At 35.9% G+C, this 20447-nt stretch carries 23 protein-coding genes; 18 read left to right on the forward strand and 5 right to left on the reverse strand.

Features of this window, described 5'->3' with window-relative positions; all coding sequences use genetic code 11:
• Positions 1-26 precede the first annotated feature (26 nt).
• The 10 genes from yycF (at position 27) to D0S48_RS12485 (ending at position 9753) form a co-directional block, all read left to right on the forward strand.
• The gene (gene yycF, locus D0S48_RS12440) at positions 27-731 is read left to right on the forward strand and encodes a response regulator YycF (protein ID WP_144540253.1); all 705 of its coding nucleotides are present in this window, start codon (positions 27-29) and stop codon (positions 729-731) included.
• Between the two features lie 4 nt (positions 732-735).
• Complete coding sequence (gene walK, locus D0S48_RS12445; protein ID WP_144540251.1) at positions 736-2553, forward strand: cell wall metabolism sensor histidine kinase WalK; 1818 nt, start codon at positions 736-738, stop codon at positions 2551-2553.
• Complete coding sequence (locus tag D0S48_RS12450) at positions 2550-3902, forward strand: YycH family regulatory protein (protein ID WP_186318237.1); 1353 nt, start codon at positions 2550-2552, stop codon at positions 3900-3902. The genes walK and D0S48_RS12450 overlap by 4 nt, the downstream gene beginning before the upstream one ends.
• Entirely contained in the window at positions 3880-4695 is an 816-nt protein-coding gene (locus tag D0S48_RS12455) for a two-component system regulatory protein YycI (RefSeq protein ID WP_370455698.1), read from the forward strand. The genes D0S48_RS12450 and D0S48_RS12455 overlap by 23 nt, the downstream gene beginning before the upstream one ends.
• A gap of 12 nt (positions 4696-4707) precedes the next feature.
• Entirely contained in the window at positions 4708-5496 is a 789-nt protein-coding gene (locus D0S48_RS12460) for an MBL fold metallo-hydrolase (protein ID WP_144540245.1), read from the forward strand.
• Positions 5497-5990: 494 nt separating this feature from the next.
• Positions 5991-7211 carry a S1C family serine protease gene (locus tag D0S48_RS12465; RefSeq protein WP_151111912.1) on the forward strand — a complete coding sequence of 407 codons (1221 nt, stop codon included), beginning with the start codon at positions 5991-5993 and terminating at the stop codon, positions 7209-7211.
• Between the two features lie 167 nt (positions 7212-7378).
• Positions 7379-7564, forward strand: coding sequence for a CxxH/CxxC protein (locus tag D0S48_RS12470; RefSeq protein WP_151111914.1), 186 nt, complete (start codon positions 7379-7381; stop codon positions 7562-7564).
• Positions 7565-7633: 69 nt separating this feature from the next.
• A complete protein-coding gene (gene rlmH, locus D0S48_RS12475) occupies positions 7634-8113 on the forward strand; it encodes a 23S rRNA (pseudouridine(1915)-N(3))-methyltransferase RlmH (protein ID WP_144540239.1) in 480 nt (159 codons plus the stop codon).
• 299 nt (positions 8114-8412) lie between these two features.
• Positions 8413-9261 (forward strand): MBL fold metallo-hydrolase, encoded by an 849-nt coding sequence (locus tag D0S48_RS12480; RefSeq protein ID WP_151111916.1) that lies wholly within the window; start codon positions 8413-8415, stop codon positions 9259-9261.
• A 159-nt stretch (positions 9262-9420) separates the two neighbouring features.
• Positions 9421-9753 carry a nitrite reductase gene (locus tag D0S48_RS12485; RefSeq protein WP_151111917.1) on the forward strand — a complete coding sequence of 111 codons (333 nt, stop codon included), beginning with the start codon at positions 9421-9423 and terminating at the stop codon, positions 9751-9753.
• 150 nt (positions 9754-9903) lie between these two features.
• Here D0S48_RS12485 and D0S48_RS12490 read toward each other — a convergent pair whose 3' ends face one another.
• Positions 9904-10638 carry a glucose 1-dehydrogenase gene (locus tag D0S48_RS12490; RefSeq protein WP_151111919.1) on the reverse strand — a complete coding sequence of 245 codons (735 nt, stop codon included), beginning with the start codon at positions 10636-10638 and terminating at the stop codon, positions 9904-9906.
• A gap of 112 nt (positions 10639-10750) precedes the next feature.
• Positions 10751-11380 carry a TetR/AcrR family transcriptional regulator gene (locus tag D0S48_RS12495; protein ID WP_151111921.1) on the reverse strand — a complete coding sequence of 210 codons (630 nt, stop codon included), beginning with the start codon at positions 11378-11380 and terminating at the stop codon, positions 10751-10753.
• Between the two features lie 207 nt (positions 11381-11587).
• Here D0S48_RS12495 and D0S48_RS12500 point away from each other — a divergent pair, with 207 nt between their 5' ends.
• From D0S48_RS12500 to D0S48_RS12515, 4 genes are all read left to right on the forward strand, one after another.
• On the forward strand, positions 11588-12028 hold the full coding sequence (locus D0S48_RS12500) for a cell wall hydrolase (protein ID WP_151111923.1): 441 nt from the start codon (positions 11588-11590) through the stop codon (positions 12026-12028).
• A gap of 286 nt (positions 12029-12314) precedes the next feature.
• Positions 12315-12806 carry an RNA polymerase sigma factor gene (locus D0S48_RS12505; RefSeq protein WP_151111925.1) on the forward strand — a complete coding sequence of 164 codons (492 nt, stop codon included), beginning with the start codon at positions 12315-12317 and terminating at the stop codon, positions 12804-12806.
• On the forward strand, positions 12793-13449 hold the full coding sequence (locus D0S48_RS12510; protein WP_151111927.1) for a zf-HC2 domain-containing protein: 657 nt from the start codon (positions 12793-12795) through the stop codon (positions 13447-13449). Before D0S48_RS12505 ends, D0S48_RS12510 begins: the two co-directional genes overlap by 14 nt.
• 245 nt (positions 13450-13694) lie before the next feature.
• Positions 13695-14465 carry an isocitrate lyase/PEP mutase family protein gene (locus D0S48_RS12515; protein ID WP_151111929.1) on the forward strand — a complete coding sequence of 257 codons (771 nt, stop codon included), beginning with the start codon at positions 13695-13697 and terminating at the stop codon, positions 14463-14465.
• Positions 14466-14596: 131 nt separating this feature from the next.
• On the opposite strand, the gene D0S48_RS12520 is transcribed toward D0S48_RS12515, so the two are convergent.
• Positions 14597-15025, reverse strand: coding sequence for a MarR family winged helix-turn-helix transcriptional regulator (locus D0S48_RS12520; RefSeq protein ID WP_151111931.1), 429 nt, complete (start codon positions 15023-15025; stop codon positions 14597-14599).
• A gap of 121 nt (positions 15026-15146) precedes the next feature.
• Between D0S48_RS12520 and D0S48_RS12525 the strand changes: the two genes are divergently transcribed.
• Positions 15147-15734: an NAD(P)H-dependent oxidoreductase gene (locus D0S48_RS12525; protein ID WP_151111934.1), complete on the forward strand. Its 588-nt coding sequence runs from the start codon at positions 15147-15149 to the stop codon at positions 15732-15734.
• Positions 15735-15850: 116 nt separating this feature from the next.
• Here the strand turns inward: D0S48_RS12525 and D0S48_RS12530 are convergent, their stop codons facing one another.
• Both D0S48_RS12530 and D0S48_RS12540 read right to left on the reverse strand, forming a co-directional pair.
• The gene (locus D0S48_RS12530) at positions 15851-16045 is read right to left on the reverse strand and encodes a hypothetical protein (protein WP_191697347.1); all 195 of its coding nucleotides are present in this window, start codon (positions 16043-16045) and stop codon (positions 15851-15853) included.
• Between the two features lie 438 nt (positions 16046-16483).
• Entirely contained in the window at positions 16484-17023 is a 540-nt protein-coding gene (locus tag D0S48_RS12540) for an ECF transporter S component (RefSeq protein ID WP_151111938.1), read from the reverse strand.
• Between the two features lie 267 nt (positions 17024-17290).
• On the opposite strand from D0S48_RS12540, the gene D0S48_RS12545 reads away from it, so the two are divergent.
• The 3 genes from D0S48_RS12545 to D0S48_RS12555 all read left to right on the forward strand — a co-directional run bounded on the left by D0S48_RS12545 (position 17291) and on the right by D0S48_RS12555 (position 20353).
• Positions 17291-18097 carry an SDR family NAD(P)-dependent oxidoreductase gene (locus D0S48_RS12545; RefSeq protein WP_151111940.1) on the forward strand — a complete coding sequence of 269 codons (807 nt, stop codon included), beginning with the start codon at positions 17291-17293 and terminating at the stop codon, positions 18095-18097.
• 886 nt (positions 18098-18983) lie between these two features.
• Positions 18984-19481 (forward strand): RNA polymerase sigma factor SigV, encoded by a 498-nt coding sequence (locus D0S48_RS12550; protein ID WP_151111942.1) that lies wholly within the window; start codon positions 18984-18986, stop codon positions 19479-19481.
• Complete coding sequence (locus D0S48_RS12555; protein WP_342578710.1) at positions 19481-20353, forward strand: anti-sigma-V factor RsiV; 873 nt, start codon at positions 19481-19483, stop codon at positions 20351-20353. The genes D0S48_RS12550 and D0S48_RS12555 overlap by 1 nt, the downstream gene beginning before the upstream one ends.
• Positions 20354-20447 lie beyond the last annotated feature (94 nt).

Here is a 20447-nt window from a genome sequence, read left to right on the forward strand (position 1 = left end):
AGAAAAGGGCGAAAGGGGTTTAACAAGTGAGTAAGAAGATTTTAGTAGTAGATGATGAAAAACCAATTGCAGACATACTTCAATTTAATTTAAAAAAAGAAGGCTATCAGGTTTTCTGTGCGTATGATGGGGACGAGGCTTTGAAAAAAGTAGACGAGATTCAACCTGATCTTATGCTTTTAGACATAATGTTACCTAATAGGGATGGAATGGAAGTTTGTAGAGAAATTCGCAAACGCTTTAGCTTTCCTATTATTATGCTAACTGCGAAAGATTCAGAGATAGATAAGGTATTAGGGTTAGAGCTAGGGGCGGATGATTATGTGACAAAGCCATTTAGCACAAGGGAGTTAATAGCCCGAGTAAAAGCTAATATGAGAAGACATCAAACCATTCAAGAAGATAATGAAGTAGTGACTAATGATATTACTATTGGTCCTCTAACTATTCAACCGGATGCTTATTTGGTATTGAAACGAGATGAAACAATTGAATTGACTCATCGTGAATTTGAACTCTTACATTATCTTTCCAAGCATATAGGACAAGTAATGACAAGAGAGCATTTATTACAGACGGTGTGGGGATATGACTATTTTGGAGATGTTCGTACAGTCGACGTTACAATCAGACGGCTACGCGAAAAAATCGAAGATAATCCGAGTCACCCAAATTGGATTGTGACTAGACGAGGTGTTGGTTACTATTTAAGAAGCCCTGAACAGGAGTAAAACGATGCATAAGGTTGGTTACTTTAAATCAGTTCATGTTAAAGTAGTGATGATTTATGTATTATTAATCATTATTGCTATGCAAATCATCGGCTTATATTTTGTTAAAGAGTTAGAGGAGAGACTTAAAGAGAACTTTGAAGAATCCGTTAAAGATCGAGTAGGGATATTAGAATTTAGTGCGCGCGAGGAAATTATTAAAATACGGGCAGAAGAAGACCAAACACTAGAACAAAGTTTACGTTCTATCCTGTCTGGTCTTAATTCGGATGACCTAAAAGAGGTTCGGATTATTGATGCTAAATATCAAATAAGAGCCACCTCAGATTCAAACAATCAATCGATAGTTGGTCAAAAGTCCATGGACGAGCTAGTTCATAAATCCATTAGTGCGGAGGATACGTTTGATAGTATCGTCCTAGATTCCAACAAACGTATTTGGATATTAGTTACACCGATAATTCATAATGGTTCAGTGGTTGGAACTGTTTATATTGAATCGAATATTGAAAATGTATTTAGTCAAATGAACGAAATCAATCAAATCCTAGCAGTAGGTACCGCGGTGGCACTCGTGATTACGATAGTACTAGGGATTTTAATAGCACAAACGATTACAAGACCTATATCTGAGATGAGAAAACAAGCCCAAGCGATGTCAAAGGGTAATTTCTCTCGAAAGGTAAGAGTTTACGGAAATGATGAAATTGGTCAATTAGCGCATGCTTTTAATCATTTAACCAATAGGCTACAGGAAGCCCAGTCGACTACAGAGGCAGAACGTAGAAAGCTTGCCTCTGTTCTAACAAACATGACAGATGGGGTAATAGCTACCGATCGAAAAGGAAGAGTCATTTTGATAAATGATCCTGCAGTAAGGCTATTACGCATACCAAGAGAGATGGTTTTGAATAGACCCATTATTTCGGTGCTTGGCATTGATAGCGTTCACTCCTTTGAGGATTTAATCCATTCTAAGGAATCGATGAATTTAGATTTTAGTACACAGGACCGTCCATTTATACTCCGTGCTAATTTTTCAGTTATCCAAAAGGAGACTGGGTTTGTGAACGGTTTGATAGCCGTTTTACATGATAATACAGAGCAAGAAAAGATAGATATGGAAAGAAGAGAGTTTGTAGCAAATGTATCACACGAGCTTCGAACCCCTTTAACTACTATGAGCAGTTATTTGGAGGCTCTAGCAGATGGAGCATGGAAGGATGACGAGATAGCACCATCGTTTTTGAAGGTCACTCAAACAGAGACACAGAGAATGATTCGTTTGGTGAATGACTTACTTCAATTATCTAAGATGGATAGTCGGGACTATGATCTTAACAAAGAAATTGTTAACTTTAACAAGTTTTTTAATAGGATTATTGATCGATTTGAGCTGTCTAAATCTCAGAACGTTACATTTCAACGTATGCTGCCGGAAGTTCCTTACTACGTAGATATCGACACAGATAAACTGACTCAAGTAATTGATAATATTATTTCTAATGCCCTAAAATACTCCCCTGACGGAGGAAATATTCGATTTGGTATTATAGTTAAAAATGATTTACTACAAGTTATGGTTTCAGATGATGGCATGGGTATACCATCAGAAAATGTAAATCGAATTTTTGATCGATTTTATCGGGTAGACCGAGCACGAGCACGCTCTATGGGAGGGACAGGCCTTGGTCTCGCAATTGCCCGGGAAATGATAGAAGCCCATGGCGGAAAGATTTGGGCCGAAAGTGAAGAGGGCCATGGGACAACTATATTCTTTACATTAGAGATACTGTTAGACGAGGAAGGTGAGTGGGATTGAAGTATATAGAACCAGTAAAATCGATTATTTTACTCATACTCATCCTGCTAAGTCTTACACTTACCTTTACAATTTGGACTTATTCACCTAACTATCCAGAAACAGATACTCCAGTAGTTGATATTTCAATTGCAGAGAAAAAGAAAATGGAAGAGGTAGTAAGACCATATCGTCTACTAATCAGTCAGCCTGATAATCTGAAAGGCTCTAATTCTCTCGTAGATATCAATAGCGTTATTAATTCTATGAAAAACTGGGAAATTGGAACGGTTAAGCTCTTTAGTAACAATACCAATGTTCAGCAGGTGAACGAGTTAATAAATCAACCATATGCAAGTACCTTATTCTTTCAAGCGGATGTCCCTATTGAGTCATATGGTTCCATTTTAAAATTTGTCGATCCTATTTTTCCTAATACCTCCTTCAACCGTTTAGTTATAGATTGGAACTCTTCCGACGCTGAAGGTACGGAGGGTGAAAAGAATTCAAGTCAGGGCTTAACCCTATACTTTATCAGTACTACTCAAAACAAAATTTACTCAGCAGATGTGTCAAAGGAAGATATCAATAGTTTTTCTGAACATATGATTAAAACCGCAAATGCGATGCAGGTGTACACTGAAATAGCTAGAGGTGGTAAATATTCTATATTTACTACTGGTAATCCAGAAAAGATTGTTCAGTATTCTTATCTGATAGAAGATATTGATATTAATAGATTTAAGGATGCCCTTTTTAACATACCAAGTCTGGTCGTACGCCGAAGTAATCCAGTAGGATCTGGCGAACAGTATACGGATGATAATGCTTTAATGACGGTAGACCCTATGTCAATGCGATTGAATTATGTACTTCCTTCTGCAGAAGGTCAATTCCTCGGTAAGTCGTCAGAGCTTCTATATAATAGCTTGAGTTTTGTGAATGAGCATGACGGCTGGACAGATGATTTTCGTTTTAGTAGGATGAATAAGGAATCCAATCAAGTAAATTTTCAGCTTTATTTTGAGGGATTACCTGTTTTCAGTCATATTATGTCCACAGAAATTATGCAATCTTGGGGAAGTAATCGAGTATATCGATATAATAGACCGTATTTTACATTAAATGATCAGCCGTTCTCCTCTAAAGATATAGAGTTGCTTTCGGGACGAGAAGCATATGAGTTATTAAGCTTAGTTCCAAATCAACAAGTTTCTATGATAGAAGAAATGGTACAAGGTTATTATCTCTCTAGGGACGCAGACCAGCCTTTGTTTACACTTGTGCCATCCTGGTATTACTTAGTGAATGGTGTATGGATAAGACTATCTCCAGAAGATTTAGGAGGTGGTACCTTTGGATTGGAGTAAAACAAAGACTATTTTTATCATAGTGTTTTCCATATTAAACGTCTTTTTGTTTACATTATATTTGAACCGATATACTGAGGGTCAGAACATAGAAGTTTTAAGCTCAACAACTGTAGAGGAACGTTTGGCAATAGACAATATTAATGTTTCCAAAGCTTCTAGTGTTATGGTGGAAGATGCCTATTATGTTTCTGGTAGTGTGCATAAATTTGAATCACAGGAAATAGAAGAACTAGAAAATCAAACGATTGAGTTTAAGCCGGAATCCCAAATTGTCGGTACGTTTATTGAACCACTTCCAATTACCGAGGAGAACAAGCTTGAAAAACTTGTGCAAGACAATATAATAAAGGGTTCATCATATGGATTATGGAAAATAGATGAGGAAAATCGAAATGCTACTTTTTTTCAAAAGGTAAACGACCGTCTTGTGTATTATAATCAAAAGGCAAGATTGGTAGTCTATTGGAATGAGGAAAATGAGCTTGTAAGATATGAACAAACCATGTTAGATAATCTGGAAGATTATAGTGAGTCCAAAAACCTTTTACCTACCATTCAAGCAATGTCCAATTTATATTCCAAAGGCTTGTTAGTTGCAAACTCAACAGTAACTGATATTAGCTTAGGGTATTCTACATTGGTACAACAAGCTGATACGCAAGTATTTGCACCAACGTGGCGAATACTAGTTGAGCGTGAGGATGGAAAAATTGATGAGCATTTTGTAAATGCGGTAGAAGGAAGAATTATTGAAATACCAACAGAAGAAGATTCATCAGCAGTAAAATAAGGAGTTTTGATGATGAAGTTTAGTGTACTAGCTAGTGGAAGCAGCGGAAATGCAGTCTATGTCGAAAATGAGCAACATTCCTTTTTAGTAGATGTAGGGCTAAGCGGTAAGAAAATGGATGAGCTCTTTAGAGGAATCGGAAGAGATATAAAAAATCTTTCTGGAATTTTCATCACCCATGAGCATAGCGACCATATTAAGGGACTCGGAGTAGTTGCCAGAAAATATGGCGTGCCGATTTATGCCAATGAAAAAACATGGGGAGCAATGGATTCACTTGTTGGAAAAGTGCCATTAGAGCAGCGTTTTCAATTTGATATGGAAACTGTGAAGTCATTTGGCTCCATGGATATCCAATCCTTTGCCGTTTCCCATGATGCTGCAGATCCAATGTTTTATATATTCCATGAAAATGGGCGAAAGCTTGTTTTAATAACCGATACAGGGTATGTGAGTGATCGCATGAAGGGACATATTAAAGGAGCAGATGCTTTTGTCTTTGAAAGCAATCATGATGTCAGTATGCTACAGATGGGCCGTTATCCATGGTCAGTCAAACGCCGAATTTTAAGCGACGTGGGTCACGTGTCTAACGAGGATGCTGCAGTTGCTATGAGTGAGGTAATTGATATTAAACCAACTAATGTGTACCTATCTCACTTAAGTAAAGACAACAACATGAAGGATCTGGCAAGAATGAGTGTGACCCAGACCTTGCAATCCTGCGGTATTATTGCCGGTGAGTTCGTTCACTTACATGATACAGATGCCAATCAGCCAACTGAATTAGTTTTAGTATAACTACAAGTTCCAAGAGCCTATAAGCTTTTGGAGCTTTTTTATATGGAATTCCTATTATTATTATTGTTTTCCACTTTAGATGGAAGCGTTCCGATTTGGCAAGCTATAAGTCATCGCCGACTGCCAGACCGAATGTTATTTATAAAATTACCAATAGCAATTCTCTCCTTTTTGGTAGGATCAGACGTCAAGGTTTGGTTTCGTCTCGCAAACTTCTGGGCTCTCTGCAAGGTTCTGCGTCATCTCTGCAACATTGTATTTCTTTTGCGCAATGCTTGGAGTCGTCTCTGCAAGGTTTATGCTCATCTCCGCAAGGATTCCCGCAGTTTCCGCAACGTCCGCCACCCTCTTTAAGGTTTATTAACAAACCATTCTCTATTTGCTATTGCTATTTGTGTTTTTTATATAACTTTTAGTTAATTTTCATTTAATTTTAATGTTTAATGGGTAAATTAAAAACACAAACATATTGTTTAATGAAAGGGAGAGTGCAAATGGGTTACTATAATTCATATGGTCCTGAACAAGAACCACCAAAAGTAAGAAATAAAGCAAAGAAAAAAGGGGTTGCAGGATATTTCTTCAGTGGTTTGGCAGGTGTATTAGTCGGAGCACTTCTTGTTTGGTTTATAACCCCTTCCGTCGTAAACAATTTACCAGCACAAACAGAAAGTGAAACGGCAACAAATAAGGCAGCTAAAACAGAACAACTAAGTGTTGATATAACGACAGATGTAACAGGAGCCGTCGAAAAAGCCTCGGATGCAGTTGTCGGTATCTCCAATATCCAATCGGCAAGAAATTTTTGGAGTCAAAATTCCTCCGAACAGGAGGCAGGTACTGGATCAGGAGTTATCTATAAAAAAGAAGGCGGAAAAGCATATATTGTAACTAATCACCATGTAATAGCGGGAGCCGAAGCTTTGGAGGTAACTTTAAAGGATGGAGTTAAGGCTGAAGCTAAGCTAGTAGGTAGCGATATGTGGACAGATCTTGCAGTTCTAGAAATAGACGATAAAGGTATTGAAACAGTACTTGAATTCGGAGATTCAGATACGTTGAAACAAGGAGAGACTGTTATTGCTATAGGTAATCCCCTTGGTTTAGACTTCTATGGATCAGTTACAACTGGAGTAGTTTCTGGTACTGACCGTGCAATACCGGTAGATATTAATGAAGATGGTGTTGAAGACTGGCAAGCAGAAGTTCTACAAACAGATGCTGCGATAAATCCCGGAAACAGTGGAGGAGCATTAATCAACTTAGCTGGCCAGCTGATAGGAATTAACTCTATGAAAATCTCCGAATCGACCATAGAAGGAATCGGCTTAGCAATTCCGGTGAATTCAGCTTTACCAATCATTGAGGACTTAGAGAGAAATGGAAAAGTTATAAGACCGTCTATGGGTATTACATTAATGGATTTAACAAATGTTCCCGCATTCCATCAACGCGATACTTTAAAATTGCCAGCAGAAGTAACTACCGGAGTTGTAGTAGACGAAGTGTATGAAGGAACTCCAGCTGCTAATGCGGGGATGAAAACATATGATGTTATCGTAGAGATGGATGGGGAGAAAGTCGAGAACTCGATTGACTTGAGAAAGCATCTATACAACGAAACAGAAATTGGAGATAATTTAAAGGTTAAGGTTTATAGACAAGGTGAAATAGTAGAATTAACTTTAACATTAAAAGATTCCACTGACTTATAAAGATGTGGATAACTAAAATTTATTAACAAAAGTTTTACACAACGAGTAGTGAAAGAAAAGCTTGTCTTTCCTACTCGTTTTTTCTTTGTTAAAATAGACTGTGGATAACAATGGATGAATTGTGTATAACTATGTTGAATAATTTAAATGAGAAGAGGAGATAAATAGTGAGAATATTCAGTTGCGAAACCCATATAAATCAAGCTTTAGACATGTTTGTAGCAGAGGAAAAAACATTTCCAATGATGGAGAAATTAAACGACGAAGAAATGTTATCCACAAGTTGTACCTATTGTAACATTTCTGCAATATATCTTGTGGCTCATGAAAATGATAACACAAGATGTAGATAACTATTGTGGATATGTGGATAAGTATTGTTAATAACTTGTTTGTAAATGAAATGTAAAGGTGGATAACCTGTGAATATACAAATTATATCTGTAGGGAAATTGAAAGAAAAATATTTGAAAATGGGAATAGAAGAGTATACAAAAAGACTTGGAAGCTACGCTAAAATGGAGTTAATAGAAGTAGCAGATGAGAAAGCTCCTGAAAATCTAAGCGATGCAGATATGGAAATCGTTAAGAAAAAAGAAGGAGACCGTATCCTAGCAAAAATCGGAGCAGACACATACGTGATAGCCCTAGCAATCGAAGGAAAAATGAAATCCTCCGAGCAGCTAGCTACAGATATCGAGTCATTGATGACCTATGGAAAAAGCAAAATAGCCTTTGTAATAGGTGGGTCACTAGGTTTGCATGAGGAAGTAATGAAGCGCAGTGACGAAAAGCTCTCCTTCTCCAAAATGACCCTGCCACACCAGCTCATGAAGCTTGTATTGGTGGAGCAGATTTATCGAGCTTTTAGGATAATGAAGGGTGAACCGTACCACAAATAGCTTCGGTTTTATTGGTAGGGAGATCAGGTTAAGCGACCAATCTAGGTGAATAATGAATAGATGGACAAGTTCCGCTTATTTTACTTTCGCTAGTTTCTTAATTAAGAAACAGATATCCTATTGAAAATAATTGAGGTGGACAGGTAATTCTGTTTTTATCTCAAAAAAGTCTAAGAAAACCTTATTTAGGTGCGTCTCACGGTGGAACGTATCACAAGTGGGAGTGTTTTTCGTAAGATTCATATGAGCAAATAACGGTCATTTGACTTAAAACATAAAAAAGAAAGGGGGCGACCTTTATTCACTCTATACATAAAATAGGTAAAAGTTTTTGGTATATCACTCCTACATCGTTGACCGACCGTCCGATTCTAGGAATGGTGATTGGCACTAAAAAGATATTAATGATTGATGCAGGTAACTCGGAAGATCATGTAAATTATTTTCTGAAAGAACTTAAAAAAAGGGAAATCCCCAATCCAGATATAGTTGTACTAACACATTGGCATTGGGATCATATTCTTGGTCTTTCCGCATTAACTGATACAGTTTCAATTGCCTCTAAAGAGACTGAAAGAGAAATGGAGAACCTTATTCCATTTTCATGGTCAGATGAAGCCATTGATGCACGAGTAAAAGAAGGCGTAGAAATTGAATTTTGTGCCAAAGCAATTAAGGAAGAATACACGAATCATCGTGATATTATGATTACTTTGCCAGATATTACGATTGAAAGAAGGGCAGAAATAAATCTTGGTGGAGTGACTTGTATCGTACAACATGTTGGAGGGGACCATGCTGCAGATTCTGTCATTGTGTATATTAAAGAAGAGAAGATTCTCTTCCTTGGGGACTGCATTTATCCAAAAATGTATGCCGAAAAAGTACACTATACAATTAATGAAACCTTACGATTATTAGATGAATTAGAATCATTTGATGCAGAAACATATATACCTTCGCATCAACAACCAATTTCAAAAGAGACATTTGATATGGAAGTTGCTAAGCTTAGAACCATTGCGAAATATACAGATATTTGTAATGGTGTTAAACTGAAAATAATGAAGGAATATGAAAACTACGTAAAAAGGGAACTTACCGAAGATGAAATGGAGACAATCTCCAATTTTGCAAATGGTTATTAAATTATCGCTGCGTTATCGATGAATTTAAAACTGCACTTAATAATATTACAGAGAACCTTATCATAAATAAGGTCGGTTATGAAAAGACCAACTAAAACAAATATGTTTTAGTTGTTTTTTTTTATATAATGAAATAAAAAGAATTGCAGGGCCAATATTATGAAAAAATTTTTTTATTGGATAGGTTTAGTAATCATTAACTTACTGGGAATTATACTGAGTTTACTTACATCAACAGGTTTAATTAGCTCCTCCAATAGTAGTTTAAATACAAATAAAATCGATAAAAATATTGAAAAGCTTAGAGAATTAAAATGGTTTAATGATTTATATGTAGATGAAAGGCATCATAAAAGCTTTTTTGTGAGTTTGAAAGTAAGAAAATATCTGCAAAGTAATATTCTAATTTCTCGTCTGAAAAATAATCAAAAAGAACAGAAAAAATTTATTCAGCTATTGGAAGATGTAGCAAAAATACGAAAGAAAAATTAAGTTTAAGAAACCGCCATTAGCCACATTACGGAGAACCGTACCATAAATAAGTGTGGATATTAATTAAATAAAAAAATAAGGTCGATTTTCTAAGTTAATAGAAAATCGACCTTTTTACAAATCTTATATGGATGGTTTCATGTACTACTCTTATTGTGCAGTTAATCCGCCATCGATAACGAATTCAGAACCTGTAGAGTAGCTAGACTCATCAGAAGCTAAGAATAGTACCATATTCGATACTTCTTCTGGTTGTGCTACGCGTTTTAATGGAATATGTTTAGCGAATTCTTCAACAGCTGCTTTTGTATCTTCTTGTACAACCATTGGTGTAGCGATAACGCCTGGGTGCACAGAGTTTACGCGAATGCCCATTGGCGCTAAGTTGATTGCCGCTGCTTTCGTCATACCACGAACTGCGAATTTTGTATCAGTATAACCTACAGCACCAGCAACTAAGCCATTCATTGAAGAAATGTTGACGATTGAACCGCCACCAGCTTTCATCATTGAAGCGGCTACTGTTTTCATACCTAAGAATACTGACACTTGGTTAATGTCTACGATACGACGGTATTCTTCTACTGTAATATCAAGCATGTTTTTCGCCATCGTAATACCGGCATTGTTTACTAATACGTTTACTGGACCGAAAGCTTCTTCCGCTTTAGCAATAACTGTTGCCCAATCTTCTTCAGATGTTACGTTTTGTTTAACGAAAAGGGCATTTTCCCCTAATTCAGCTGCGAATGCATTTCCTTTTTCCTCATTTAAATCTGTTAAAACAACTTTTGCACCGTGTTCGACAAATAATTTTGCATGTGCTGCACCCATACCTTGTGCTGCACCTGTAATAATTGCGATTTTACCTGATAAACGACTCATGTAAATGGCCCCCTAAAATAGATTCATATAAAGTGATAGTCGACTATCATCTTTTATACTTACTAGTAAACAACTTTCTTGTTCGAAAGTCAATTCATATGTCCGTTACTTATTATGGTCGAATATAGCGTAAAAATACATCCTTCATCATCAACAGCTGCTTGTCCGCAGAAAGTAGCGTTGAAAGATTCGTATCATGCTTTGTTAGGCTTGATTTATAAGTAAATATGCTAAAATTTTGCACCATTGTCATGACAAAAACATCCAAATCAATACCTGGTCTTAACGAGCCGTCCTGCTTACCCTGCTCACTTATTGTTAATAAAACACGGGCTAAGTTGCTTCGTGCTGATAAATATTCAGCATATTGCTCCGGGGATTCTTCAGCTGTTTTTTCATACAAATCAAAGGAGTCGAAATACTTCGCTAAACGTAGTTGTGGGTCCTTCATTATGCCCATATAATACTCTAAAATTTGTTCGATTTTTTCATATGCCGTTATACTCTGCTCGATAATCTGCCCAATATCCGTGGCCATTTCATCTGTGATCGCATTCGTTGCCGCAATCATTAAATACTCTTTTTTAGGAAAATAGCGGAATAAAGTTGCAATCCCAATGCCAGATGCTGTCGCGACATCTTGCATTTGTACTGTTTGTACGCCTTGCTCCAAAAATAAATCCTTTGCAATCTGGATTATATTTTGCCGGCGTTGTTGTTTTTGTTGTTCTCGTTTACTCAATTTTCGTCACTCCAACTGTTCTACATCTACATGCATTAATTGTAACATGTTTAGAGGTATCAACTTGTATTCAATTCAAATGGGGCGTCACGATACTTGTTATTTATTTTTATGAAGTTATTCATTAAAATAATGGGGTTGTTGGATAAAGGGTATAGAATGACATCAATTCAGGCATTTTTTCATACAATATTTAGGGGTGAAAAAATGGCAAGAGTTAAATACCGAGATAAAGACATTGACCTAATGGCAAGGATGATGAGAGCAGAAGCCGAGGGTGAAGGAAAACAAGGGATGTTATATGTTGGAAATGTAATTGTAAATCGAACTAAAGCAGATTGTTTAGACTTTCAAGATGTAAGAACTATTGAGCAAGTCATTTTTCAGGTACAAGGAGGAAATTATTCTTTTGAAGCTGTTCAAAAAGGTAATTTATTCTATGAAAGAGCGAGAACTGCTGAAAAAAGGTTAGCAAAACAAACTTTGGACTATTGGAGAGAACACCCAGCAAAATATGCACTTTGGTATTTTAATCCCTACGCTCCGTGTCCTCCGACATGGTATGGTCAGCCTTTTTCTGGTCAGTATAAAAATCATTGTTATTATGAACCGGCAGCTGGAACATGTGAAAGTGTTTATATGGGATAGGTTATTTAAGGGGCTTTATTAAATCTGGAGTTTTAGTAAATCCTGTTTAATGCTAGCTTAGCATCCTAGAAATAGATTCGAGAATAATATTTCCAGTTCCATATAAAAACATCACTTAGATACATCACAGTAAATGAAGTTAAAATGATAAGTACTTCAACAACCTCATATATTATTAATCATTAGTTAGGCATATTCAGATAAAATGAATATGTCTATTTTTTTTTTGCAAAATCTTGTAACGTTTTAATATTTCGCTAGTTATTTAGTTAAAGGAGGGGAGACATTGGACTTTGAGGAAATTTATCAAGCATATTTTCATGACGTTTATTTGTATACGAGATCACTGGCGATAGATGAAAATATAGCAGAAGAAATTACACAGGAAACATTTTTTAAGGCACTCAAGTCCATGCACCAATTTGATGGCAAAAAAGATATACGAGCCTGGCTTTTTACAATCGCTAAAAATACATATTTTACTCATTACAATAAAAAGCAACGCGAAGTCAATCAGGTGGATGCATCAGTGCTAGATGATGTTCGAGTCGTAGAGTATTTAGTGAATGAAGAACAAGCATTTGAAATTCATCATTTTTTGCACACAATGGAAGAGCCTTATAAAGAAGTCTTCTCCCTTCGTACGTTTGGTGAACTGTCATTTGAGAAAATAGGTCAGTTGTTTGGAAAAAGTGATGGCTGGGCCAGAGTAACGTTTTACCGTGCGAAAAAGAAAATATTAGCGTATATGGAGGCGAAACGAGATGAAGGAAGTTAAATGTACAATTATTCAAGATTTGTTACCGCTTTATGTAGATGACGTCGTAAGTGAAGATACAAAAGAGCTGGTAGAACAACACTTACAAACTTGTCAAGCTTGCCAAAAGGAGTACGAGCAAATGACGGAAACATTGTATGTACCGATCGAAAATAAAGTGACATTGTTCGAAAAACTTAATAAAAAATGGAATCGAAAAAAAATGATGCTTATTGGTGGATCGGTTTTAATGACTACATTATTGTGTTTTACTGTATTCTCATACGTGTTTCACTATCAAAAACTTATTCCTTATTCAAAGGATTTATTTGTGATTGAAGAGAAAGAAGATGGGACACTTGTTTCTAATTATTTTGGGGAAAGTCACGCGGGGACTTATATGACGCACCCGATGAAAGTTGAAATAGATGGAGAAACAAAATATATCAGCCTAATCAGTTATGTTGAAACAATGGCTAATTCACCTACGAGCAATTTTTTCCGAGAGGATAAAAGAATAGGTCCTGAGCAATCTACGTTACCGGATAGTAAAACTGTAGATGCTGTATATTACGGGGACTTCGATTTGGAAAAAGTAATCATTACAAAAGAGCAATCACGGAAAGAACTTTTGCAAGAGATGACGTTAATTTGGGAGAGATAGAGGGAGTTAGCTAACAAAGGTTTTAATATTGCCGGTTGTTTTAATATAAATAATAATAAGGTACAAACAAGGTAATAGATGAAAGTATTTAAATTAAAGTTTATAGAGAACATGGACTTTACTAAGGAGAAGCAACTATAGCTTCTCCTTTTTTGTAGATAAGAGACCATAAGAGCAAGATAGAGGACGAAATCAACGTCAGTTACTTGTTAAGATTAGTCCGACAAACATTAGGGAGATTTAAAATGAACATGATTCAAGAATTCAAAGAGCTGCATTTTTCAAACGAATTATTATTTCTAGGCAATGCCTGGGATATATTTTCAGCCTTAACACTTGAAAAAACAGGATTCAAAGCTATAGGTACAACAAGTTGGGGTATTGCAAACTCATTAGGATTTTCAGATGGAGAATTGATTAATTTTGATAGACATTTAGAAATAATCAAAAACATAGTAGAAAATGTGAAAATTCCTGTCTCTGCAGATATTGAGGCAGGGTATAGTGAAGACATTAACGTGATTGTCGATAATGTCTTAAGGACGGCAGATGTTGGAGTAGCGGGAATCAATATTGAAGATTCATTAAAAATGTCAAATGGATTAAGAGAGATTTCAGGGCACTGTAACCTTTTAGAGAATATAAGGATAACATTAGACCAAAATGGATTTAAAGATTTTTATATTAACGCAAGAACTGACACGTATTTCCAAAAGGAAACCCCTTTAATAGAAACAATAGAACGGGCAAAGGCTTATGTGGAGAGTGGTGCTAGTGGAATTTTTGTTCCAGGTATGAAAGAAGATGATGATATTAAAGAAATTATCATAAACATAGATGCACCACTAAATGTATTATCTTTACCAGGGCTAACCAATTGTAATCAGCTTAGAGAATTAGGCGTGAGAAGATTTAGTTTTGGAAATGCCTTGTCGGATAAAGTGAATGCTCATTTAGAAAAGAACGTAGAGAAATTACTGACATTTCGGGATACTAGCCATTTGTATGAGAACTAATAAATACAATTGTTATAAGGGTAGCAAACTAAATGAGCAATAAAATCATCAAATATTAAAAATTAAAACTATCACAAGTAAAGGTTCCATCGATTTTAATCGATGGAACCTTTATTGTGTACATAACTCAACTAATAAAATAGTTTTTCCTGAAGAACATCAAGGGCGTGTTCAATTTCCTTTAAATCCTCTTTAGTAGAATTTTGTATTCGAGCTAGAAACCGGGATTCTATGTTTTCAAAGGCTTCTCTCATTATGTCTTCTCCCACGCTTGAAAGACGTACATATTGTTTACGTCGATCCTCGTTGTCATTTATCTTTTCAATTAGATTTTTTTCACTCAATTTTTTTAGCTCACGACTTGTATTCGGCATAGAGACATGAAGACAATCACTAATTTCACTTGGCGTCACTGGTTGACTAACCGTGATATATTCCAAAATGTTGTATTGTACAGGTGTAATAAGATCTGACTTAGCGTTTTGTGTTAATTCATGTGTCACTCGATGAACTGAAGTTGTAAATAATACTAGCTTATTAAAAAGGGTTGTTTTGTCCATATCGCTCACCTCTTAGAAAACAACATAACAAAAAAGTTATCATATTACAATTATCATTTGACAACTAAAATTAACGAGTGTTATTATTTACTTATCAAATGATAAGTAAAAGGGGTGCAAGATGAAAGCGTTAGTAATTTATACTTATCCTAATCATACAAGCTTAAATTATGCGTTTTTACAAAAGGTCATTAAAGGCTGTCAAGAAAATCTAAATATAAAGGAGTTACAAGTACTAGATTTGTATAAAGAGAATTTTAATCCAGTTCTTGTGTTCAATGAGTATAAACGAAGACGAGATATGCACGTAGATAGTTCTATTCAAAAGTATAGAGAACAAATTACATGGGCTGATAAGATAATTTTTGTTTATCCAATTTGGTGGGGAAGACCCCCAGCAATGCTTATAGGATACATAGACCAATTATTTGCTTCCAATTTTGCTTATAGGGATAAGAAAGGTCTTTTCCCGGAAGGATTATTAAAAGGAAAATCGGTTGTATGTGTATCTACCATGAAGGGCCCTACACATTATCCATTAATCTGGTTGAACAACTCGCATAAAATATTGATGAAAAAAGCTTTATTTAATTTTGTAGGAATAAAAAAAGTAAAGTTTTTTGAATTTGGTAATATGGAAAGTCCGACAGGGAATCAAGAAAAAAAGTTGGAGAAAGTTTACCAATATTTTAAGAGAGTAGGATATTAAAAAGATATCTTATATAATTACAATCGAAATCTTCAATTTCCACAAATTCAAATGCACCTAATTTATAAGAAAGCAGGAATGTTATTTACATTCCTGCTTAAAGTATCTTTTTAATACTATTTATGTTTTCCTAATGCAAGGTCATTAATAGAGTGTTTACTCAAGATTTCTTTTATTTTCTGTTGTGATTCTAGCACTATTTCTAAGATAAATTGGTCCATATCATCAATTTCTTTTGCTACTTGTCTGCTATTGTTCTCCGTCTCAAGTTCAATTATAATAACGATTGCTGTTGGGCTTTTTGGTTTCATCTCTTCCTCTATAGGAACGTTGGCACCAGCCCTAACATCGAGTTTATTTGGCAACAAAGAATATAGCCAAATTTATTCAAATGCTTCTTTGGGATTAGCTATCTCTTAGGTAGTTGCATTACCGGCATATGGTTATATATTCGATTTTACTGGAAGCTACGATGTAGTTTTATATTCAATCATCATTATGTTAATAGTTAATATTATATGCGTAATAGCTGCTTTTAGAGGGAAGAAGAAGCTAGAGCAAGCTGGCTTTTGGAAGTAATCCTTAATAGTTAGGCACGAGTGATGGCTAATAAGCCTATCACTTGTGCTTTTTTATTTTTCAAATTAAGTGTAAATCTCCAGAAGGAGTCCACGTCTAATGCTACAACCAACGAGACAGTGTCCAAAGCTAAGATGATGGCTTATCGCTCATCCCGCGGAACGCGTCAGCTATAGCTTATTCAAAACAGAGACTCTTTTCAATAAAATACAAACTGGAATGGCTACAAGAATACCAACTACATTTTGAACTATGTTCCCTGGAATTGAAGCCAGTGGTATAACCCAGCTACCAAATAAGACCCTTTCGCAAATATAATAAACCCCTAACATAACTGGTATTGAAGTAAAAATGGCTAGTAAATTGAAAGTAATACTATTACCTTTACGACCGAGCGACCATGCTATTTTCCCAACGATATATCCTTGCAAACCACGTGCTACCACTGTGAAGGGTGCCCACAAAGTCCAACCAGATATTAAGTCAAACAAACCCATACCTATAGCTCCAGCAAGTGCCCCTTTTTTAGGGCCGAATAAGATGGATGCGATAAATAGCATAGCTGTTCCAAGATGAACTAACCCACCATTAGCTGCGATGGGTAGTTTAATATTTAATGTAAGAGTTGCAACAAATACGAGTGCGATTAACATTGCGGATAAGATTAAATCAAAAGTATTTGTTTTTGAATAGCTTGTTGTTTTTTGCATAGTTCTAAACCGTCCTTTTTTTAGAGGTATTATAAATAATTGCAGAGATTGCCTTTAAAAAAGTTTTCCTATTTCAAGCTAAACTTAGCAAATGATTGATCTTTTTAAAAGTATCAATTTTGCAAAAAACGTAGTGGTCAGTTTGGTAAGTAATTATAGAAATAGTTGTTTATACATGTCTTAAACCACTCTAAGTGGAAAAGAATGCAGTTGATGATATAGTTGATAAAATAGACGGTTATCCGCAATAAAAAGGAGTGTTAGTTCATGGAAAGAGTAAAGAATAAAGTGGCTATAGTAACAGGAGGAGCATCAGGTATTGGATTATCTGCAGCAGCATTATTGGCAAAAGAGGGAGCAAAAGTAGTCATTGCTGATTTCAATGTGGAAGGCGCAAAGCAGGCAGCTGAAAATATAAAGAAACATGGTGGGGAGGCTGTAGGTATATTCCTTGATGCAGGAGATGAAAATTCCATAAAGGAAGCTATCGAATATACAGTTCAACATTTTGGTACAGTATCCATACTATTTAACAATGTTGGATTAACTAATCTTCAGAAGGATCTAGATGTTGTAAATCTGGATTTAGATGAGTGGGACCGACTGATGAATGTCAATATTAAGAGTGTGTTGCTTGGTAGTAGATTTGCTATCCCGCATATGGTGGAAGCTGGTGGTGGTTCGATTATCAATACAGCATCTATGGCTGGATTTACAGGAGATGCTGTACGTTCTGCATACGGGGCATCGAAAGCGGCTGTTGTCAATCTCACGAAATATATTGCTGCACAATATGGTAAAGATAAAATCCGCTGTAATGCAATAGCACCAGGATTGATTTTAACACCTGCAGCTGAGAATAATATGAGCGCTGAGGTATTGGATATTTTCGCTAAGTATAATGCTTTGCCATATCATGGTGAGCCCGACGATATAGGACATACAGTAGTGTTCCTAGCTTCCGATGAGTCTAAGTTTATAACGGGGCAGACAATTCAAGTAGAAGGCGGACATTATATAGCAAATCCAAGTGTTCCAGATTTTAAGGACTTAATGAAAAAGGCACAAAAATAAATTTTCCGTGTTCAAATTATGTAAGATGAGTTTAGCTCATAATGATTTTCTCTATTCAAATGTATGTGTAGTAACTACACATACATTTGAATAGAAGTCATTATGGGCTTTTTTGTTTCATTAGATTATTTTCTACCTTCCAATTGGCGAGTTTATCTTTGGATTCTATTTCTGTTATTCAAATAAAACATCCAGTTCATCTTTATTGGGAGTATTTTTTATAAAGAATGAATTTCGTTTTCTTAACCTGAGATAAAAAAGTTTTAAACACTAAATAATGGTTGGTTTTAATTTCATTAATAACACAGTACCAACTAAACACGAACCTCTCATATTTATTGATTGTAGCGACAGGCGGCGACTCCGGCGGGATGAGTGAGACAGATAAGCCAACACAAGCGAGGCCCAAGCCACGGTGATGGCTTATCGCTCACCCCGTGGAATGCGTCCGCCTAGAGTGGAAATCAATTGAATTATATTTTTAGAAAAACAAGTATAAATCATTGTTCCTATCTTAATTGTTAGTGTTTTCCCTGAAAATTTCCTCTTCCGTTAATGGGAGCGACAGGCGACTCCGGCGGGATGAGTGAGACAGATAAGCCAACACAAGCGAGGCGTAAGCCACGGTGGTGGCTTATCGCTCCCCCCGCGGAACGCGTCCGCCTAGAGTGGAAATCAATTAAATTATATTCTTAGAAAACTTGTATATCTCATTATTTCCTCTTCTTTTGAACGCATAAAAAGAAATTATGAAATTGATTCATTTAATTCTTTACTCGGAGAAAACTATTTAGTAAAGAAAATAATTATATGTTCAACTTTTTAGGCTCTGTATCCGTCTATCTTATGTATACACTAACAAATACTGAAAAAGGAGCTCTTAGAGATGAAGCATCAACATGTTGAACAAGTATTTGTGACTTTCATCCGGGCAAATAAAGAGAGATTTTATTTGCTTGCATATAGCTATATGAAAAATGAACAAGATGCACTAGATATAGTACAAGATAGCATTCAAAAAGCATTGCAGTCTCTACACACATTAAAAGACGAACAGCAACTGAAAAGTTGGTTTTATAAAATTGTCGTAAGAACAGCTATTGACTTCCTACGAAAAAACAAGCGCATACAAGTTATGAATGACGAACAATTAGAGTTTCTAACGCCACACCAAAATGATACATACGAAAATATGGATTTGAATGAGGCACTGGAAAGTTTACCTTCTACTTTAAGAGAGGTCATTGTTCTTCGCTACTTTGAGGATTTAAAAATAGAGGATGTTGCGTACATATTGGATGTAAATATCAATACTGTTAAATCGAGAATCTACAAAGCATTGAAGCTACTTAAAATCGAATTGACGGAAGAGGAGTTGACATGATGGACAAGTTGAAAAAGTTAGAAGAAAAATACAAAAATATACCTATCCCAGAAAATTTGGATGCTGTAGTAGAAGCCAGTTTGAAGAAGAATCGTAAGAGACAAATGCCGAAATGGTTTCTGGGTATGACGGCTGCAGCTGCTCTATTTATAGCAAGCCTTAATATGAGTCCTACCATGGCTAAGGCATTAGGAGAGTTGCCGGTACTTGGAGATGTTGTTCATGTACTGACCTTTGTCCATTATGAAAAGCAAGAGGATACGTATTCAGCTAATATTGACGTTCCGCTAATCTCAGGAAACTCAGATGCGATTAATGCCCTTAACGAAAAATACGCAAAAGAAGGAAAGGCGCTATATGAGCAATTTGAAAAGGAGATGGAAGGGATGCAACAGGTTGAGGGAGGACACTTAGGAGTAGACAGTGGTTACATTGTAGCAACAGATACAGAAAAATTATTATCGATTGGACGTTATGTAGTCAATACCGTAGGATCATCTTCTACAGTGATGCAGTACGATACAATCGATAAGCAAAAAGAAATTGTACTGACTCTTCCAAGCTTATTTAAAGATGATAGTTATATCTCAATAATTAGTGAATATATTACTGAGAAAATGCAAGAAGAGATGCTAGCAACGAATCAGGAAAAAGTGTATTGGGTAAAGGGTGCAGGTTTAGCAGATGAAGATTTAGTAGATACCTTTACTTCCATCCGTCCGGAACAAAATTTTTATATTACTGCTAAGAACAAGCTCGTAATAGTCTTTGACAAGTATGAGGTGGCACCTGGCTATATGGGTGTCATTGAATTCGAAATTCCTACGGAGCTAATAAAAGATACTCGCATGAATGATGAATACATCCAGTAAATAGCTTACTAACACAGATCATAAAATGTTAGAAGAGGAGATGTAGGCTAGATGCAAACATCTCCTCTCTTTTGTACGAATAGCTACACTTTAC

The sequence above is a fragment of the Psychrobacillus sp. AK 1817 genome (genome assembly GCF_008807035.1).
Classification (GTDB): domain Bacteria; phylum Bacillota; class Bacilli; order Bacillales_A; family Planococcaceae; genus Psychrobacillus; species Psychrobacillus faecigallinarum.

Excerpts from the sequence above, each read along its gene's own strand:
- D0S48_RS12540 (WP_151111938.1), bottom strand. The coding sequence starts at position 17,023 with ATGCAAAAAACAACAAGCTATTCAAAAACAAATACTTTTGATTTAATC.
- D0S48_RS12520 (WP_151111931.1), bottom strand. The coding sequence starts at position 15,025 with ATGGACAAAACAACCCTTTTTAATAAGCTAGTATTATTTACAACTTCA.
- D0S48_RS12555 (WP_342578710.1), top strand. The coding sequence starts at position 19,481 with ATGGACAAGTTGAAAAAGTTAGAAGAAAAATACAAAAATATACCTATC.
- D0S48_RS12490 (WP_151111919.1), bottom strand. The coding sequence starts at position 10,638 with ATGAGTCGTTTATCAGGTAAAATCGCAATTATTACAGGTGCAGCACAA.
- D0S48_RS12460 (WP_144540245.1), top strand. The coding sequence starts at position 4,708 with ATGAAGTTTAGTGTACTAGCTAGTGGAAGCAGCGGAAATGCAGTCTAT.
- D0S48_RS12545 (WP_151111940.1), top strand. The coding sequence starts at position 17,291 with ATGGAAAGAGTAAAGAATAAAGTGGCTATAGTAACAGGAGGAGCATCA.
- D0S48_RS12465 (WP_151111912.1), top strand. The coding sequence starts at position 5,991 with ATGGGTTACTATAATTCATATGGTCCTGAACAAGAACCACCAAAAGTA.
- D0S48_RS12515 (WP_151111929.1), top strand. The coding sequence starts at position 13,695 with ATGAACATGATTCAAGAATTCAAAGAGCTGCATTTTTCAAACGAATTA.
- D0S48_RS12525 (WP_151111934.1), top strand. The coding sequence starts at position 15,147 with ATGAAAGCGTTAGTAATTTATACTTATCCTAATCATACAAGCTTAAAT.
- D0S48_RS12550 (WP_151111942.1), top strand. The coding sequence starts at position 18,984 with ATGAAGCATCAACATGTTGAACAAGTATTTGTGACTTTCATCCGGGCA.
- D0S48_RS12510 (WP_151111927.1), top strand. The coding sequence starts at position 12,793 with ATGAAGGAAGTTAAATGTACAATTATTCAAGATTTGTTACCGCTTTAT.
- D0S48_RS12485 (WP_151111917.1), top strand. The coding sequence starts at position 9,421 with ATGAAAAAATTTTTTTATTGGATAGGTTTAGTAATCATTAACTTACTG.
- D0S48_RS12530 (WP_191697347.1), bottom strand. The coding sequence starts at position 16,045 with ATGAAACCAAAAAGCCCAACAGCAATCGTTATTATAATTGAACTTGAG.
- walK (WP_144540251.1), top strand. The coding sequence starts at position 736 with ATGCATAAGGTTGGTTACTTTAAATCAGTTCATGTTAAAGTAGTGATG.
- D0S48_RS12500 (WP_151111923.1), top strand. The coding sequence starts at position 11,588 with ATGGCAAGAGTTAAATACCGAGATAAAGACATTGACCTAATGGCAAGG.